The sequence below is a fragment of the Mesorhizobium japonicum MAFF 303099 genome, from assembly GCF_000009625.1.
Lineage (GTDB): Bacteria > Pseudomonadota > Alphaproteobacteria > Rhizobiales > Rhizobiaceae > Mesorhizobium > Mesorhizobium japonicum.
This window is the reverse complement of sequence record NC_002678.2, coordinates 4708746-4726597: the sequence shown is the minus strand read 5'-3', so window position 1 is coordinate 4726597 and position 17852 is coordinate 4708746. Positions and strand designations below refer to the sequence as shown.

Sequence of the window (17852 nt, the reverse complement as noted above, 5' to 3'; positions counted from 1 at the left end):
ACTTGGCGGTAAAAGCTGTGGCACGGCGCGATGACCAGGGCCGGTTGGGGTCGATGCCAATCGAGCTAAGGCCAAGCGTGCTCACCGCATAGGCGGTCACCTGCCACTGCCATATAGGCGGTCACCTGCCACTGCCATCCCAGAGCGTCAGGATGATCGCGTTGCGCGACAGCTTGGCGCGCCGCAGACGCGAGCGATTGGTTCAGGGCAGCCCGCTTCGCCATCAACGAGACCCGCTGCTGCATGAGTTGTAACGCCCGCACCACGGCGCCGCGAATCCGCGCTTGTGGCGCCATGACCTTGAGGCGAGTGAGTTCGGCGCTAACAACGCAGACTGAACCAATCCGATCAGCCCGGCCCATGCCGGAGAGCACGGCGACCAATGCCGCCAGCTCCACCACGCAGGGGGACATGATCCCGCCTGCGGCTAAGCGCGAGTTGAAAAGCATACGTCGACGCCCGCCATTTCCGCATGCACCGCCTTGGATAAGGCCTGCCTCGAGGCATGATGCGGGCCTGGTTGGCTTTCCTGTCGATGCCAGCTTCGTAAGCAGCGGCTCCCGCGAGGTCGAGCAGTTCTAACTGGCGGCTTGAGTTGACGGCGCTCACGCACAGCCGTTCCAGATGCGGCCAGTTATGCGGCCTTCCCCTTCCCATTTGGCTTGGGCAAGCTTCTGGGTGATCCTCTGCATCGCAGGTCGCAGAGAGGTCCGGTCTGCAAAGTCAGCACAGGCCACTATTGCGGCCGCCTCGAGATGTATGCGTCCCTCTCATCTGTTTGGCCGGACTGGGCGAGCTTGCACCCGGTCGGACATGCAGTCCAACCTGGATGCGCGCTTCCACATCAAGCCGCATGAAGGCGAAGAAAATCCTCATACGTCGCTTGCAACCCGGCACCAAGAGACGTTTTGGCTTTCCAGCCAAGGTTACGCAAGCGCGTTACGTCCAGTAGCTTGCGCGGAGTACCGTCTGGCTTCGTCGTGTCGAACACCAAATTGCCCTCCCAGCCGACCGCCGCCTTGACGAGTTCCGCCACCTCGCGAATTGTGACGTCCTCACCAACGCCAACATTAATCAGGGGCGCAGTGTCGGGGGCTGTCAAGGCGTCAAAATCCGAATCTGGCAGGCCAAGCAGGAACGCAATGGCATCGCCTACATCCGACGAATACATAAACTCTCGCCGAGGATTTCCGGATCCCCAGACCCCCACAGAGGAGTCGCCGTTCATTTTAGCTTGATGAAAGCGGCGTATCAGAGCAGGCAGAACGTGACAATTTTCGGGGTGATAATTATCGCCGGGACCATATAAATTGGTCGGCATCAACGCGAGATAGCGCGCCTTGTACTGCCGGTTGAAAGACCAGCACGATTCGACACCTGCGATTTTTGCCAAAGCGTAGGGACGATTCGTCGCTTCAAGCGGACCAGTGAGAAGGTATTCCTCCCGTATCGGCTGCGGACAGTCGCGTGGATAGATACACGAGGAGCCAAGAAAAATCATCCGTTCGACGCCGGAAGCGTAAGCGGCATCAAAAACACTGACTTGAATCGCGAGGTTGTTATGAAGGAAATCGACAGGGGAGCTGGCGTTCGCCAGTATACCACCAACCTTCGCGGCGCACATAACGACGTAATCTGGCCGCTGCGACATGAAGAACCTGCGCGTCTCGCTCCGGTCAAATAGATCCAGTTCGTCGTGAGTACGTGTTATTATCTCATAGGATCCTAACGCCTCGAGGGCTCTCATCGTGGCCGATCCAACAAGGCCGCGATGGCCTGCCACATAGACTTTCTTCATCTTTTTGTTTTCCATTGTTAACGCTCTGGGCGCTCCTCAAGAAGGCCACATAGCACTGACAACAACCCCGCATGGCGCCGCCGTTGTCAGCATAACTCTCGTGGACTGTGTGAATAATAACCCTGATTCATCAGCACTGCTTCACGCTCCGCCATGCGCAAATCTTCCCGAACCATCTCCCTAACCAATTCGATGAAGGAGATTTTGGGCTCCCACCCAAGCTTTTCTTTCGCCTTGCGGGCATCGCCGAGAAGTGTCTCGACTTCTGCAGGACGAAAATAGCGGGGATCTACTTTTACGATCAGAGCTCCCGTCTTTGCATCGTACCCCTCTTCGTCGACCCCTTCCCCCACCCAACGAACATCGATGCCGAGTTCAGCGGCCGCGACGGTGACGAATTCGCGCACCGAATGTTGCTCACCGCTAGCGATCACAAAGTCTTCAGGTTGCTGCTGCTGCAGCATCAACCACTGCATCTGGACGTAGTCTCGAGCGTGCCCCCAATCGCGACGCGCATTAAGGTTGCCGAGGAATAGAGTGCGTTGCATTCCAAGCTTAATCCGAGTCAAGGCGCGCGTGATTTTGCGAGTTACAAATGTTTCTCCGCGCGCAGGTGACTCATGATTAAATAAAATGCCGTTACAAGCATACAAATTGTAAGATTCTCGATAATTTACGGTGATCCAGTGAGCATACAATTTGGCAACAGCGTAGGGGGACCGGGGGTAGAACGGTGTCGTCTCGGTCTGTGGCGTTTCCCGCACCAGCCCGTAGAGCTCAGACGTCGAGGCTTGGTAGTAGCGCGTATGCTTGACGAGCCCCAGGATCCGAATTGCCTCGAGGATACGCAGCGCACCCAAGGCATCGGAGTTCGCGGTGTATTCTGGTTCTTCAAAGGAGACTGCAACGTGGCTCTGAGCTGCCAAATTGTAAATTTCGTCCGGCTGAACCAGTTGGATGACGCGCGTAAGGCTCGACGAGTCTGTCAAGTCCCCGTGGTGAAGTGTAAGATCAACGCCACTTTCATGAGGGTCATGATAGAGATGGTCTATACGGCCAGTATTAAAAAGAGACGATCGTCTCTTTATCCCATGCACAGAATAGCCCTTTTCTAAAAGCAATTCTGCGAGGTAGGAACCGTCTTGTCCCGTAACCCCGGTGATTAAAGCTACTTTTCTCTTTGACAAGCTTGAATCCTTTTGATTTTGACGCGCCCATGAAAACGCTCGCCTGCGGCGGGATTGCGTGGCGAGAAAGGGGCGTATTGGGCAGGGCGAACGGGGGCCTCTGCGCGAAGGCAAGGGAGAGTTCGATCGGGATGCCAGCCTTTCATGGAGCCGGGGAACGTTCGAAAGTGTTGTCGATCAAGATCAAACGACGCGGGTCATTCAAATCGAATTCGACAATTCGTGGCACGAAGAGGCGGGCGTAGCGGGTGAAGGCGCTAGTCGGAGGAAAGCGAATAACAGTGTCGCATCGACCGAGGAGATACATCTCAACGAGCGCGGAACCCCCCCCGTCGGTGCCCAGTGCTGCACTGTGTAAGGGGCCGGCCTGATCCGCCTGGAAGCGTTTTGGGACGGTGAAAAGTTCGGGAAATACGCCCGACAGGTGATCAACAACCTTGGCGCTGTCTGTACACAAGAACACCCTTACAGGTCTTGAATGCGGTTGCGCCTTGGCCATACGAATGGCAGTGCATACCTGCTCTAAGGCAACCTTCGGATCAGCCCAGTAAGGTGCGTGATCCATAATATCTTCGCCGTTGCCGTGGCGGACATGGACTCCAATTATGCTGTGCCCGTCAAAATGTTCCTGGTAGAGCGCTTCAATGCGATCCTCAATTTCGACCCTCGGTGTGATGCTCCTAAATATGGTTCGCTCGGCCTTTTCATCGCAGCGCCACATCAAGCAAGCATCACACACTACCGTGTTGGCTTCGCAATCATCTTGGGCCTGGAAAAGATCGTTAAGCTCGTCACGTTCTTGGAAAATCTGTTCATCCGGACGGTACACGCAGTCGATGGATGGCTTGTTCCACCACGACGGGAAGAAGGGACCAGGGAATGAGACGTGGTTGATCTGGTCATCGCAAATGACCCGTACACCACCGATATCCTCAATTGGCTTGAAGAAAGCTGGAAAGGCATTCGCAAACGGGTTGTCAAGGTAACAAGAGCCGCGCCAATCTATTGCTAAAGCTCGTCCCGTCCGATGTGCGTAGTCCCAAGCCGACGCGAGAGACCACAGGCAATCACCGAGACCCGTGCGCCGTCGAGAAACAACGAACCGATCGTTCCTTGAGCGATCAACAAGCATCTAAATTGCCTCTCTCCAGAACACCACAAGCCTCAGCTTTGCTGCTGCCTTTGAGGCAAGCGCTTGCACAATTCGGGATGTAGCTCGCGTCTATCGCGGAAGTGCCTGGCCGCGATGGACGCGCGCCTGGGCTGGTCTTCCGCGCAGACCAGAAAATGCTCTTCGGAGCCAACGCAAACATCAACCACTTTCCTTAAGGCTGCTACATTCTTGAATTCTTTCTATGCCTCGTGCCGTAACATCGGTAAAATCGTCTGTTTCGATGAAACGCATCCACGCCATGGATGGCTAGCGACATGGGTTCCAGAGCGTTGGCTGTGAACCCGCTCGCTGTGCTCGACGCACCGCTAACCCCAGCGGAACCTCACGGTGACAGCACGCAGCATCGACCTAAGTGAGCCGGCCATGAGCGCGGGCCGCGGCCACGAAGCTTCGACTGGGCCAGGTCTGCATGGGAGCGCCACAAAGAAAGAGGCGATGCGTCGAGCTGTAAGCGAGCCTGAGCTCGCTTTCGAAGCGCTATGCCATCAACCCCAAGACGGTCGCGAAGTGGAGGAGCGGAGTTCGACCGCCGATCTGCCCACCGGCCCCAGGGAGCCGAGATCGAAGGTTCTGTCTGCCGTAGGAGAGGACCGTTGTTGTGGCCTTCCGCCGCAACACACTGCTGCGCTGGACGATTGGTCTACGGCCTTGCAGCCGACGATCCCGCATCTGACGCGCTCTTCATTGCACCGATGTCTGCAGCGCAAGCATCGGCTTCTTCCACATTGATATTGCGGAGATCCCAACCGAACAGGGCAAGCTAAACATCAAGGCCTTTGTACCGCGGCACCGCCTGTCGCGAACCTTCGCGCCCCTCTGTCCCGCCGGCACCAAAGGAGACCGTCGCGGCGCCATTGTTGCTAGATCACATTCAATTCCCTAAACGCCCGCCCTTCGGCGACACGGATGTACCCAAACGCGGAGCAATCGACCGTGCGGTAGCCGCCATGCACGAGAAGCTCGGCCAGCGCCTTGCCGACCGCCGGGGCCTGCTGCAGACCGTGGCCTGAAAATCCGTTGGCGAAGAGGAAATTTTTCACCTTGGGGTGCGGCCCGATCACCGCGTTCTGGTCGAGCGTGTTGTAATCGTAGTGCCCGGCCCAGGCGCGGGTAGGCTTGATGGCCTCGAAGGCTGGAATGCGGGTCGCCAGCACCGGCCAAATCACCTCTTCGAACAGCGGCCAGTCGACCTCGAAATCCTGGGGATCGGCCGGGCCGTCGCCCTCTTCCGGCTCGGCGCCGCCGGTGAGATAGACCGGGCCTTCCGGCCTGACATAGATGCCGGAGGGATCGACCAGCAGCGGCATGTCGGCATATTTTTCGCGCGCCTCGAAGACGAAGACATTGCGCTTGCGCGGCTCGACCGGCAGCGCCAGCCCGGCGAGAGCGGCGACCTTGCCGGCATTCGGCCCGGCGGCATTGAGGACGGTGCCGGCTTCGATCGTCTCGCCATTGTCGAGCCTGACGCCGGTGACACGGTGGCCCTGCCGCTCGATGCCGATGACCGAGGCGGTCATAAAGTCCACGTTCTTGCCGCGCAGCGCCTTGCGGAACAGCGTCAGCATCGCATGCGCGTCGAACCAGCCTTCGCCGGTCCGACCATAGGCGCCGGCAGAAATGCCTTCGGTCGACAGCCAGGCGAAGCGCTGCGTCAACTGCTCGGCATCCTCGAGCACGATGTCGGCGCCCTCGGCGATCTGCGCCTCGTGATTGGCCTTGAGGATCGGTAGCCCGGCTTCTCCGGCGAGGATCAGATAGCCGCTCTCGCGGAACCCGATATCGGCATCCGTGCCGAATTCTTCCTTCAGCCGCCGGAACAGCTTCAGCGCGAATTGCGACAGGCGGATGTTTTCAGGAATCGAAAACTGCTGGCGAATGGAGGCGCAGGACAACGTCGTTGCCGCGTGCGCGAACTGCGGATCGCGCTCGATCAGCGCGATCGAGCCGGAAAACCCTTCCTCGCGCAGATAGTAGGCGATCGAGGAGCCGACGATGGCTCCTCCGATGATAACGATGTCGTAACGCACTTTTTTGTCGCCTTTCCGGTAACCGCCCGTGTCGATCACACAGCCGTCAGCATGATGTCGAAGCGCGTGCCGCGGCGGGCGCGGGCCTAGCGAGTTGAAAGGCCGCATGCGCTTGATCCAGCGGCGTTCACGCAGCTGCCGGTCCTGCCTCACGCAGCAAGTCGTCGGCTCTGTCCGTCTTCTCCCAGGTGAACTCAGGCTCTTCACGGCCGAAGTGTCCGTATGTCGCCGTGTTGCGGTATATCGGGCGTACGAGATCAAGCATCTTGATGATGCCTTTCGGTCGGAGATCGAAAACATGCGAATCCAAACATGAGGCCCTGATCCCGCCCTTGCTCGAGATCCTGCCATCGTCCTTCATCAACGCCCTGGCTGATGCCGGGCGACTGCCCGGTGAGAGCCAGAACGACGGCGCAATTTCGACCATCAAAGCCGATGGCATCGTCGTAGCCAATATCGAGTATCGTATCGCGGGCGACTTGGGTGTAATCGATGTGCGCATGGCTGGTACCCTCGTCCTGCTGGCTTTGTCATTTCGCGCTCTTCGCAAATGCTGTTTGGCGGCGGAACATAAAACGACACCAGATTTCTGCCGCCACTGATCTCGAAAGTTGTGATGAGCGTACCATTGACAGCGATTTGCGCTCGCAACGATTCCATGAATTTCTTTGAAGGATCTGTTGCAACGCTAAACAACAACGCAACGAGATTGGCGGGGGCCTGGTAAGACGGCAAGCTGGAACTGGTTGGCCAAGAGGGAGGCGATCGGCGCACCTTTCCCCAGGCGACGTGCTAACTTGCATCGTGCACCTCATCCGCCATTTGCTAAATGTTTAGTCCCGGCATTTGCTGGAGCGGATTGAAAGTGAACGCTCGGGCTGGGAAGCCCATGCCTTCCAGATGAACTCGCAGGGCGTGAGGCCCTTGAGGGTCTTCAGCTTGCGGCCGAAATTGTAGGCCGCGACGAAGTCGGCAAGATGCCGACGCAGTTGGTCGCGATCGTCGTAGTGGAAGCGCTTGACGGTTGCGTCTTGATGGTCCGGTTCATTCTCTCGACTCTTCTCGCCGGCCTGTCGCCGTCGACATCTGGCAATCGGCCGATGCTTGCCTGCAGGCAGCGGTGGGAGCGCGTCAGATGCGCGACGTCGGCTGCAACGCGTAGAGGCAATCGTCGAGCGGCAGCAGCCTTGTTGCGGCGGAAGGCCACAACAACGGTTTTCCTCGACAGACAGAACTGTCGACTCCCTGGAGCCGGTGGACAGATCGCGGTCGAATTCCGCTTCTCCACTTCGCGACCGTCTTGGGGTTGATGCCATAGCGCTCCGAAAGCGACCTCAGGCTCGCTTCACCTAGCCCATAGTGCATCCTTTGAGTCGGACGAGAATGGCGAAATTTCTTTTCCGCGACATGCAAGCAAGAAGGCTTCAGCCAATGGCGGTTTTTCGATAATCGGCCGTGTCTATCCCATGTCGTTTCAGCTTGTCGTAGAAGGTCTTGCGGGGAACTCCCAGGACTTCGATCGTGCGCCTCACGTCGCCGCCGCATTCCTGCAAGGCATCGCGGATGATAGTCGCCTCATAAAGGCTGACCTTCTCGGACAAGTGGAGGCTTGATACCGCTTGTTCCTTTCGACCTGATGCAATGGGCGTGCCCAGCCTTTCAAGTCCCAATGCAACGCGATCGGCGAAATGCACGAGTTCACGGACATTGCCGGGCCAATTGTGGCTCACGAGGCGATCGCGCACGCCAGCGCTGATGTCCGGAACTGGCCTGCTGAAGCGTTTGGAGGCGCGTTCCAGGAAATGCCCAAAGAGCATCGGGATGTCTTCGCGCCTTTCGCGAAGCGGCGGGATGCGGAGCGTCACCACATTCAGCCGGAAATAAAGGTCTTCCCGGAAATCTCCGCGGGCGGCCGGATCGCCGAGATCGGCCTTGGTAGCCGACACGACACGAAGGTCGATGCTGCGGGTTTCGTTCGTGCCAAGCGGCGTGATCTGCCGGGTCTCAAGCACCCTCAGAAGCTTCACCTGGAGTGCTGGCGGCATCGACTCGATTTCGTCGAGGAAGAGCGTCCCTCCGTTCGAATGCTCGATGCGACCGGTCCTGCGCCTCTGCGCGCCAGTAAAGGCGCCTGCCTCGTGCCCGAAAAGTTCGCTATCGATGACGCTTTCGGGCAGCGCTCCACAATTCAGGGCAACGAAGGGCTTCGTGCGTCGTCTGCTCCAGCGGTGAAGCAGATCCGCGACCACCTCCTTGCCCGTGCCCGTCTCGCCTTCCACAAGGACATCCACATCGGTATCGGCGATCTGGCGGAGAGTTTCGCGCAATCGAATCATGGTCGGTGCCTCCCCGATCAGCGGGATATCGCCCGCAGATCGGACAACCGCATCCCTAAGACGTCTGTTTTCCAGGACCAGGCGCCGTTTTTCCGAAGCGCGATGCAGCGTCACGAGAAGCCGGTCGTTCGCATATGGCTTCGAGATGAAATCGTAGGCGCCATCCTGGATGGCGGCAACGGCCAGCTCGACGTCGGCATGCCCGGTGATCAGGACAACCGGAATTTCCGGGTCGATCGCCTTCACTCGCTCGAAGAGCTGAAGTCCGTTCAGCCCGGGCATACGGATGTCACTCACGACAGGGCCATCGAAGTTCCCGTCGATTCTGGCGAGTGCGGCCTCGGCCGAACCGAACACGCTCGGTGAGAACGAGGCAAGCTTCAGCATCTGCGTGGCTGCGCGAAGCACATCCTCGTCATCGTCGATAAAAATGACCGGTCCTGATTCAGCACTCATGCCGCTCGCCTCAGCTCGACCGTGAAGGAAGTCCCTCTCCCGTGGCCGGCATCATCATGCCGCAACGAGCCGCCGAGCTCACGTGCGATCTCTTGCGAAATGACCAGGCCAAGACCGAGACCCTTTTCCTTGTTGGTAACGAAGGGCATGAAGAGGCTCCTGCGAATGTCGGGGGCAAGGCCGGGGCCGTTGTCCCGAAGGGAAATAGCGACCATTTCCCCGTTTTCGGCGAGCGCTATCTCGACGCGGGGCTCCGGTTGATCCTTCAGAGCGTCAAGCGCGTTCTGGAGAAGGTTGACGAGTATCTGCTCCAGTCGCATGCGGCTTGCCATGACAATTGGAGACGGATCGATCCGCTTCCGTTCAATCGTCACCCCGGAATCGCGAATTCGGCCTGAAAGAAGCGACAGAGCGCCGTCGATCGCGTCGTCCGCCAGTATCGGTCCCATCGATCCGCTGGCGCGGCGGGAAAAGGACCTTAGCGTTTCAGTGATCGTGCCGATCCTGCCGGTCATGGCGACGATCGAGGTCAGATTCTCGGCGGTTTCTTGCGACCGGCCGATCCCTAGAAGACGCGCGGCATTTTCAGCATAGGTGCGGATTGCGGCGACCGGCTGGTTGATCTCGTGGGCGACCCCGGCCGTTATCTGTCCCAGGATTGACAAGCGGTTCGCCTGGGCGAGTTCGTCGCGCAGGCGACGCACTCTTGCTTCAGCGTTCTCTCGCTCGGCGATCTCACCGGCGAGCGCTGCGTTCGAGCTCTGGAGCTCCGCCGTGCGCAGTTCGACGCGATGCTCCAGTTCCGCATTCAGCAACACAAGCACTTCTTGCCGCTGCCGGGCCGCCCGCCGCCGTCGAACAATGATGAAAATGACGAATCCAACGAGAACGAGGGCAAGCAGCGTTGTCACGCGGGCTGTCATGACCGCCGAGGAGATCTCGGTGTCGGCGGGGATGAGCAACGACATGCGCCAGCCCGGAACTGCTTTGCCGAGATCCTGCGAAACCGCAACGAAACCGGCTGATCGACTCTCAGGAGTTGCGGTGACCAGGTTGTCGCCGCGGCGGGAAAGCGGCACCGGCTCGAAAGTCACGCCCGGTAGCTGCAGACGATCGCGAGCGGTTTGCTTCTCCTTTGCGGAAAGCGGTGAGAGAGCGTCAAAACGCCATTGGGGCACGCTCGTGGCAAGAACCACGCCTCGCTCATCGGTCGTGAAGACCACGAAGCCGCTCTCCAGCCAACGCGACTCGACGCGGTCGAGCTCCACCTTCACCACAACCACACCGAGCGGCCCCTCCGGCCCATCGACCCGGCTCGACAGATAGAGACCAGGGCGAGCGCTAACCGTGCCGAGCGCATATTGCATAGCCGCCCCATCCGCCATCGCCTCGGTGAAGTAGTGGCGAAAGCGGTAATCGCTGCCGACGAAACTGGTCGGCTCGCCGGCGTTGCTCGCAGCAACCGCTACGCCCTCAGGATTAATGATGTAGAGTATAGAAGAGCCGGCGTCGCGCGCGATGGCGCGAAGCTTCTCATCAAGCGCGGCTTCGTTGGCAGTGCTCGGACTGCGAAGCATCTCCTGAACGGCACCGTCGCGTGCCAGAACCAGCGGAATCATTCGCTGCTTCTCGATCTCTCCTTTCAAACTGTCGGCTGCAAGCGGGAACGCGGCAAGAGCACGGTCGCGTAGGGCATACTCTGCTCTGGTGCCGGCGATGCGTCCCGTTGCAAAGACGACGAAACAGAGCGCCGCACCAAGAATTGCAAGCAAAATCACAAGCCAGAGAGATCGACCGCCGGATCTACCAGGGAAGACCGATGGGGCGCGCTGGAAGGCGCCATTACCCATGTCTTCTTCTTCTGCCATCGTATTCTTAAAACCGATCATTGACGAACCATAGTGCGGGGTTCCGCCAGAAGGGAAGGCGATCCGTGCGGAAAACCGCACAATCTTGCTGCGCGATTTGTTGAAGATACCTGAGGCTCCGGCGATTTCCGCGCTCTCTTGGCTTGGCACGGCTATTGCGGTCAACAACGCAGCAGCGTTCGACCGGGGCGCCGCGATGGGAGAAGCCGCGGGGAGGAACAGCCCGCCCCAAACCGGTCAGGGAGAGAAAACTTACATGTTGACCCCACTGGCTCCAAGCGTAAAGCGCGCACCCCGCAAGACCCTTTTTGCCAAGCCTTACGTGCAGGTGCTTGTCGCAATCCTGCTCGGAGTTGCGGTTGGCCATTTTTATCCGCAAATCGGAGAAAACCTGAAGCCGCTCGGCGATGCCTTCATCAAGCTCGTCAAGATGATCATCGCGCCCGTTATCTTTCTGACCGTGTCGACTGGAATTGCCGGCATGAGCGATCTTCAGAAGGTCGGCCGTGTTGCCGGCAAGGCGATGGTCTATTTCGTCACCTTCTCGACGCTCGCGCTTATCGTCGGCCTCATCGTCGGCAATGTCATTCAGCCTGGCGCCGGCCTCAACATCGATCTGACCTCGCTCGACGTCCAAGCCGTCAATGGCTATGCCTCAAAGGCCCATGAGCAGTCCGTGACCGGCTTCCTCATGAACATGATCCCGACCACGATTGTCGGCGCCTTTGTGGAAGGCGACATTCTACAGGTGTTGTTCTTCTCCGTCCTCTTCGGCATCGCGCTGGCGATGGTCGGAGAATCGGGCAAATCGGTTCTTTCCTTCCTTCAGGACCTCACTGCACCCGTTTTCAAATTGGTCGGCATCCTGATGAAAGCCGCGCCGATCGGTGCTTTCGGAGCAATGGCCTTCACGATTGGCAAATATGGCATCGGTTCGGTAGCCAACCTTGCGATGCTGGTCGGGACCTTCTATCTCACGGCCTTCCTCTTCGTATTCGGGGTTCTCGGTGCAGTCTGTCGCTACAATGGCTTCTCGATCTTTTCTCTTATCCGCTACATAAAGGAAGAGCTGCTGCTGGTCCTCGGAACGTCCTCCTCCGAGGCTGCGCTGCCCTCTCTCATGGAGAAAATGGAAAAGGCCGGCGCCAAGCGCTCGGTCGTGGGCCTGGTTATCCCGACCGGATATTCCTTCAATCTGGATGGCACCAATATCTACATGACCCTCGCGGCCCTTTTCATCGCGCAGGCGACGAATACGGATTTGTCAGTTGGCGATCAGGTCCTGCTGCTGCTCGTCGCGATGCTTTCCTCCAAGGGTGCAGCAGGTGTCACAGGTGCCGGCTTCGTCACGTTGGCTGCTACGCTCTCCGTAGTGCCGGCAGTTCCCGTTGCTGGAATGGCGCTGATCCTTGGCGTCGATCGCTTCATGTCGGAATGCAGGGCACTGACGAATTTGGTCGGTAACGCGGTGGCATCGCTCGTCGTCGCCCGCTGGGAAGGCGAACTGGATCAGGCGCAATTGAAAGCTGCATTCTGCGGCCACCAGCCTGCCGAGACATCAGCCGGCCAGCCACTGATAACGCCCGCGCCGAGCAACTCGGCAGCATCGCTGCCGGTTGAATCGCCTGGCTGGTCCCAAACGCCGGACGATCGGGCCGCGGGTTCCAAACAAACTCTCGCGGGCCGATGAAATCAACAATCCCGAAATGCAGTGGGTGCAAAATCATCTGCGCCTTGCGAAGGTCTTGCACCGGTCACGACACACAAGCCCTCGATGATGCGCTTAATGCCTCCGAAGTTTGCGACGGTTCGTGGAACCGGGCGCGGAGCTGGGTCGGAGCCGTCGGCACGGCTGAACAATTCGCCCAGGCTCTACATTTCGGCTTCTACCTCGCACCATGCCACGACCAGAATTCGGTAGCGAACAGGATCAATGCAGGAATGACAGATTTTACTGAATCGACCTTTGCCGGATTTCTTCTTGATGTCGTTTAATCAGACTCGAACAATGGCGAAGCGACCCATAATTGCTGATATCGCCCGGGAAGCCGGGGTTAGTGTTGCCACCGTTGACCGAGTTCTGAATGCCCGTCATCCGGTGCGGAAGGAGACTGCGCAGCGGGTCTTAGCGGCGGCACAGGCCATCGGATATCACGCCGCAGGTCTTATCAAGCAGCGCCTGCAGCCGGACCTGCCGCAATATCGGCTTGGCTTCATCTTGAGAAAACCGACTCACCACTTCTACCAGGGCTTCGCGCGTGAGGTCGAAGCGGCGGTCAACGCGGCGAAGTGCTTCCATGGCACTTCGCTCATCGAATTCGCGCCGTCGCACATGCCATGCGACCTTATTCCATTGCTCAAGGAATTCGGAGCGCGCTGCCACGCGATCGCCATGGTGGCGCCGGACCATCCGGCGATCACGGCAGCCGTCCAAGAACTCAAGGCAAAAGGCATCCCCGTTTTCTCGCTGCTTTCCGATTTCGCCGAAGGTGTTCGTGAGGGTTATATCGGCCTCGACAACCGCAAGGTCGGGCGGACGACAGCGTGGATGCTTTCAAAGGTCGCAAGACGGCCGGGCAAGGTGGCGGTTTTTGTCGGCAGCCACCGTTTTCAGGGGCAGGAGCTGCGGGAGGTCGGCTTTCGCTCCTATTTCCGTGAGAATGCACCGGCATTCGAGCTGCTCGATCCGCTCGTGAACCTTGAGGCACGGCAGATCACCTACGAGGCCACGCTGGATCTCATGCAACGGGAACCCGAGCTCACCGGCTTCTATGTGGCCGGCGGAGGTATGGAGGGAGCGATCTCCGCGCTCCGTGAAGAAGGCGAAAGCCGGGGTCTCGTCGCGATCGTTAACGAGATCACGCCGGAGTCACGGGCTGCACTCGCAGATGGCATGATCACGATGTCGGTCGCCACGCCCCAGCGCCTGCTTTGCCAGGAACTGATGACGCTGATGGCCCAGGCCATCAAGGTCGGCACTTCGGAGACGCTTGGGCAGACTTTTCTGCCGTTTGAGATCTATCTGCCGGAAAACATCTGAAAAACTGATAAAATACTATCATGAGAGCCTAATTTCCTTTCATTCATGAAAGAAAAGCAGCGGGAGTTTGATTGACTCACCTGCCTCATTCCGGTCTCGTTTAACAACGAATGATTGCTGCGCGGCGGAAGCCAGTCAGCCGAGAACGACGACCCGCACTTCATGAAGAGAGAGGAAAGCCATGCGTCAAGCATCGCTCCGCTTTGCTATCGACCGCATGACGCCGCCCCATCTTGCCAGGGCCGCACTTGCTCGCGGCCGGGGCCTGACTGGCATCGACATTAGCTATCATCTCAATGGCAATTTCATTGCGCGCGAAAAGCCGGCTGCAGACGTCCGTCTTGCTGACGGATCAATCGTCACGACTATCTTCATCAACGCCTTTTCGTGTTTCAATGAATCCCCGCGTGCAAGGGCGAGGCGAGCAAACTCGTCGATTGTGCAGCGGCCTGCGGAGCGAAGACGCCGACGAATGCGATTCGCCAAGGACATCCACGCGCTGGACAATAGGCGCACTTGCCTCGGGCATCGATTTCATGGCGCGAGATGGATGATCACATGCACGATACTCGCAACTCCGAGCAAAGTGCCAGGCAGATCTCGTCACGCTGCATATCGCTTCCAAAAATGAAAAGCCCTAATTCAAAGTCCGAGATGAATAACGTGGTCCCTATTGTGCCGTTGCACGAGAGGGCGCCGGACATCTTTGAAACGTCGATAGCGCTCACCGCTCCCTCTGGGCTGGAAGCCACGTTGGCCAACGTCGTCGACCTCCTGCCATCGTTGGTGCAGGTGCGGCACGGCATCATCTCGCTCTGCGACGGTGCCGGCATACCGGACATGACCGTCGGCGCCGGCTGGAGCGAAGGCAGCGATGAGCGCTACCGCAAGCATCTGCCACGGGCGGCGATCGACCAGATCATAACGACGGGCATGGCGCTCGTCGCCGAGAACATAGCGTTGGATCCGGCTTTCAACGCCGCCGACAAGGAGGTGCTCGGGGCGTCCGACAACATGAAAGTGTCGTTCATCGGCGTACCCATTCGCGTCGATGCGAACGTCGTGGGCACGCTGACCATCGACCGCATCCTGGACAACAAATCAGGCTCCCTCCTCGATTACGACCTGCGCCTCCTTACCACAATCGCTAATCTGGTTGGACAGACAGTGAAGCTGCATCGCCTGTTCGCGTCCGACCGCGAGCGACTGATGGCCGAAAAAATCCGGATGCAAAAGCAATTCGGCGAACTCAAGCAGCCTGGGCATGAGGGCAAAAGGGCTCATGTCAAGGGGATCATTGGCGACAGCCCGGCGCTGCGCGGGCTGCTTGAGAAGGTCGCGTTAGTAGCCAGGTCCAACAGCACCGTTTTGCTGCGCGGGGAATCGGGGACCGGCAAGGAGCTGGTCGCCAAGGCCGTTCACGAGATGTCGGGACGCGCCAAGCGGCCGTTCATCAAGCTCAATTGCGCAGCGCTCCCTGAGACAGTCCTGGAATCCGAACTGTTCGGTCACGAAAAGGGTGCCTTTACCAGTGCATTCAACTCGCGCAAGGGGCGCTTTGAGCTCGCCGACAAGGGAACGTTGTTTCTGGACGAGATCGGTGAGATTTCGGCCTCGTTCCAGGCAAAGCTGCTGCGCGTGCTGCAGGAGCAGGAGTTCGAGCGCGTCGGCAGCAACCAGACGATTAAGGTCGACGTTCGCGTGATTGCCGCCACGAACAGGAACCTGGAAGACGCGGTTGCAAGGAACGAGTTTCGCGCCGACCTTTATTATCGCATCAGCGTTGTTCCCTTGCTGGTGCCGCCATTGCGCGAAAGGCGCGGTGATATTCCGCTCCTTGCTGCTGAGTTTCTCAAGAATTTCAACAGCGAGAACGGCCGTACGATGGTCTTCGATGCGAGTGCGACTGAAGTGCTGATGAACTGTGCTTTTCCCGGAAATGTCCGCGAGCTTGAAAATTGCGTGCAGCGGACAGCGACCCTGGCAGCGGGAGCGTCAATCGGCAGAAACGACTTTGACTGCTGCCATGGCCGATGCCTTTCCGCGATGCTATGGAAGCACGCATCGAAGGAGACTGCGCCGAAATCGGAGCCGATCGCACCATCGCCACTGAACCCGGCCATGCAATCGTCTGGTGCTTTTGCTTCGGCCGCCATTGGGGTCCCGCATGACGACAGCGAGCAGGCACTGCCAGCGCCTGTTCGGCTAGGCCTCGTAAGCGACGCGAAGATGACCGATCGCGAGCGTCTCATCGCGGCCATGGAAAGATCCGGCTGGGTACAGGCAAAGGCAGCGCGCCTGCTTGGACTGACGCCGCGCCAGATTGGTTACGCGCTGAGGAAATACGGTATCGAGATCAAGAATCTCTGAACCTGCTGTCGGATTTCAAGCGGGGCCACGAGATAGCGCGCGAGGCGAATAGCTGGGACAAATTAGCGTTGATTGGTACGGCTCGGACCTCCGTCGGTGAGGCGTTGCAGCCCTCCTGTTGGCGCCGGCCGCAATCCACGGCCCGCTCGACCGCACGGCGCTTGGTATCCCAGTCAAGTTGGCGCAAACGCAGCGCCGTCATGGTCGGTCCGATGGCCATGTCGCTCCGCCGGCCCCGTGCCGGATGTCTCGCCATTGAAACGGAGAACAGTACGCCGTCAACCAACCTTACCGGAGTGGTGTAGGTCGTCAGGCAGATAAGCGCCGTGCTGCCTTTCGCGCACGCATATCCGGCGGCGTGATCGCCTTTTACGATACCTCCGACGCTCAATCGACGTCTCTCCTCACCCAGCGTCACCCACGGCCAGTGTCGCGTTTGGCATATTTTTGTGCAGGTTCGAAGAGGTAAAGTCGCCACAGCGCGTGGTGTTGACGCGACGATTGGTATGATAAAGAACAGAACTAAATCGGTTTAGACAGTTCGCGCGGAGGTCTAACCCAAGTGGCTCAGGAACCATGGATCAGGCCAAAGGACCAAGGAAAGGCAGAACCATAGGCAAGACCAACAATGTCAACGCCGACCTGATCGCAGTCGTGGTCGCCGTGAACGACGCTGGACCATGTGTTCTGACCATCGAACAGGGGGCCGCTCTTCCCTCGGGCCCGTTTGAGCTCGCTCATCGTTCGCTCCAGTCGGGGCTTAGGGCATGGGTGGAACTGCAGACCGGTCAGCCTCTCGGTTATATCGAGCAGCTCTACACCTTTGCCGATCGCGATCGGGTCGGCGCCAACCAGCGCGTGATCTCGATCAGCTATCTCGCACTCACCCGCGAAGAAGATGCGGGCGCCTCGGGCAGGCGCAGTTGGGCCAGCTGGTACGACTATTTCCCGTGGGAGGATCATCGGTCCGGCAGGCCCCCGATAGTGCTGGAAGAATTGCGGCCGCGCCTTATCGAATGGGCGGACGGCGCGGACGACGGCGCGACGCGCTTCGATCGCCGACGGCGAGCGGCGGTTGCCTTTGCCTTGGACGGCCGGGCATGGAACGAAGAACTCGCGCTGCAGCGCTACGAGCTGCTCTACGAAGCCGCCCTGGTGGAGGAAGCAAAGCGCGGCGGAGTTTCGGCCATCCTCCCTTCGGTGCCGGGCAGATCGATGATCGCCGATCACCGCCGCATTCTGGCAACGGCTATTGCACGACTGCGCTCCAAAATTAAATACCGGCCTGTTGTGTTCGAACTGATGCCGCCGCTCTTCACGCTTTTGCAGCTACAGCGAACTGTGGAGGCGCTCTCCGGCAGGCTCATCAACAAGCCGAACTTTCGCCGGCTCATAGAGCAGCAGGAACTGGTTGAGAAGACCGGGGCGACGACCGCCGAGACCGGCGGCCGGCCTGCGCAGCTCTACCGCTTCCACCATACTATTCTCGACGAGAGGCCTGTGGCCGGCACAAAATTACCGCTCGCACGGGCTTGACACCCCTTATAGTCACAACGATTATATATATCTTATAATCAGATGGACTATAACTGGAGG

The 17852-nt window shown here is 58.9% G+C and carries 13 protein-coding genes and 2 pseudogenes; 6 read left to right on the top strand and 9 right to left on the bottom strand.

Annotated features, from left to right (window positions below; all coding sequences use genetic code 11):
- Positions 1–65 precede the first annotated feature (65 nt).
- The 4 genes from MAFF_RS23960 to MAFF_RS23945 form a co-directional block, all read right to left on the bottom strand.
- The gene (locus MAFF_RS23960; RefSeq protein WP_044548977.1) at positions 66–449 is read right to left on the bottom strand and encodes a hypothetical protein; all 384 of its coding nucleotides are present in this window, start codon (positions 447–449) and stop codon (positions 66–68) included.
- Between the two features lie 395 nt (positions 450–844).
- On the bottom strand, positions 845–1813 hold the full coding sequence (locus tag MAFF_RS23955; protein WP_010913562.1) for a GDP-L-fucose synthase family protein: 969 nt from the start codon (positions 1811–1813) through the stop codon (positions 845–847).
- Between the two features lie 71 nt (positions 1814–1884).
- Complete coding sequence (gene gmd, locus MAFF_RS23950) at positions 1885–2985, bottom strand: GDP-mannose 4,6-dehydratase (RefSeq protein ID WP_010913561.1); 1101 nt, start codon at positions 2983–2985, stop codon at positions 1885–1887.
- 142 nt (positions 2986–3127) lie between these two features.
- On the bottom strand, positions 3128–4117 hold the full coding sequence (locus tag MAFF_RS23945) for a nodulation protein NodZ (protein ID WP_010913560.1): 990 nt from the start codon (positions 4115–4117) through the stop codon (positions 3128–3130).
- 405 nt (positions 4118–4522) lie between these two features.
- Here MAFF_RS23945 and MAFF_RS40745 point away from each other — a divergent pair.
- Positions 4523–4946: pseudogene (locus MAFF_RS40745) on the top strand (IS481 family transposase); the annotation flags it as partial.
- Between the two features lie 73 nt (positions 4947–5019).
- On the opposite strand, the gene MAFF_RS23940 reads toward MAFF_RS40745, so the two are convergent.
- Together MAFF_RS23940 and MAFF_RS40740 are read right to left on the bottom strand one after the other, a co-directional pair.
- The gene (locus MAFF_RS23940) at positions 5020–6186 is read right to left on the bottom strand and encodes an NAD(P)/FAD-dependent oxidoreductase (protein ID WP_044551214.1); all 1167 of its coding nucleotides are present in this window, start codon (positions 6184–6186) and stop codon (positions 5020–5022) included.
- 127 nt (positions 6187–6313) lie between these two features.
- Complete coding sequence (locus MAFF_RS40740) at positions 6314–6451, bottom strand: methionine adenosyltransferase domain-containing protein (RefSeq protein WP_425280318.1); 138 nt, start codon at positions 6449–6451, stop codon at positions 6314–6316.
- Positions 6452–6518: 67 nt separating this feature from the next.
- Here MAFF_RS40740 and MAFF_RS40735 point away from each other — a divergent pair, with 67 nt between their 5' ends.
- Positions 6519–6788: a hypothetical protein gene (locus tag MAFF_RS40735; protein ID WP_167316198.1), complete on the top strand. Its 270-nt coding sequence runs from the start codon at positions 6519–6521 to the stop codon at positions 6786–6788.
- A 223-nt stretch (positions 6789–7011) separates the two neighbouring features.
- On the opposite strand, the pseudogene MAFF_RS40325 reads toward MAFF_RS40735, so the two are convergent.
- The 3 genes and pseudogenes from MAFF_RS40325 to MAFF_RS23925 all read right to left on the bottom strand — a co-directional run bounded on the left by MAFF_RS40325 (position 7012) and on the right by MAFF_RS23925 (position 10828).
- Positions 7012–7551: pseudogene (locus tag MAFF_RS40325) on the bottom strand (IS3 family transposase).
- 59 nt (positions 7552–7610) lie between these two features.
- Positions 7611–8978: a sigma-54-dependent transcriptional regulator gene (locus MAFF_RS23930; protein ID WP_010913556.1), complete on the bottom strand. Its 1368-nt coding sequence runs from the start codon at positions 8976–8978 to the stop codon at positions 7611–7613.
- Positions 8975–10828, bottom strand: coding sequence for a sensor histidine kinase (locus MAFF_RS23925; RefSeq protein ID WP_044551212.1), 1854 nt, complete (start codon positions 10826–10828; stop codon positions 8975–8977). The genes MAFF_RS23930 and MAFF_RS23925 overlap by 4 nt, the downstream gene beginning before the upstream one ends.
- Positions 10829–11102: 274 nt before the next feature.
- On the opposite strand from MAFF_RS23925, the gene MAFF_RS23920 reads away from it, so the two are divergent.
- The 4 genes from MAFF_RS23920 (at position 11103) to MAFF_RS23905 (ending at position 17792) form a co-directional block, all read left to right on the top strand.
- Complete coding sequence (locus tag MAFF_RS23920; RefSeq protein ID WP_010913554.1) at positions 11103–12536, top strand: dicarboxylate/amino acid:cation symporter; 1434 nt, start codon at positions 11103–11105, stop codon at positions 12534–12536.
- 318 nt (positions 12537–12854) lie between these two features.
- A complete protein-coding gene (locus MAFF_RS23915) occupies positions 12855–13886 on the top strand; it encodes a LacI family DNA-binding transcriptional regulator (protein WP_010913552.1) in 1032 nt (343 codons plus the stop codon).
- Positions 13887–14540: 654 nt separating this feature from the next.
- The gene (nifA, locus tag MAFF_RS23910; protein WP_157866184.1) at positions 14541–16256 is read left to right on the top strand and encodes a nif-specific transcriptional activator NifA; all 1716 of its coding nucleotides are present in this window, start codon (positions 14541–14543) and stop codon (positions 16254–16256) included.
- 576 nt (positions 16257–16832) lie between these two features.
- Positions 16833–17792 carry an NUDIX hydrolase gene (locus MAFF_RS23905; protein ID WP_010913550.1) on the top strand — a complete coding sequence of 320 codons (960 nt, stop codon included), beginning with the start codon at positions 16833–16835 and terminating at the stop codon, positions 17790–17792.
- Positions 17793–17852 lie beyond the last annotated feature (60 nt).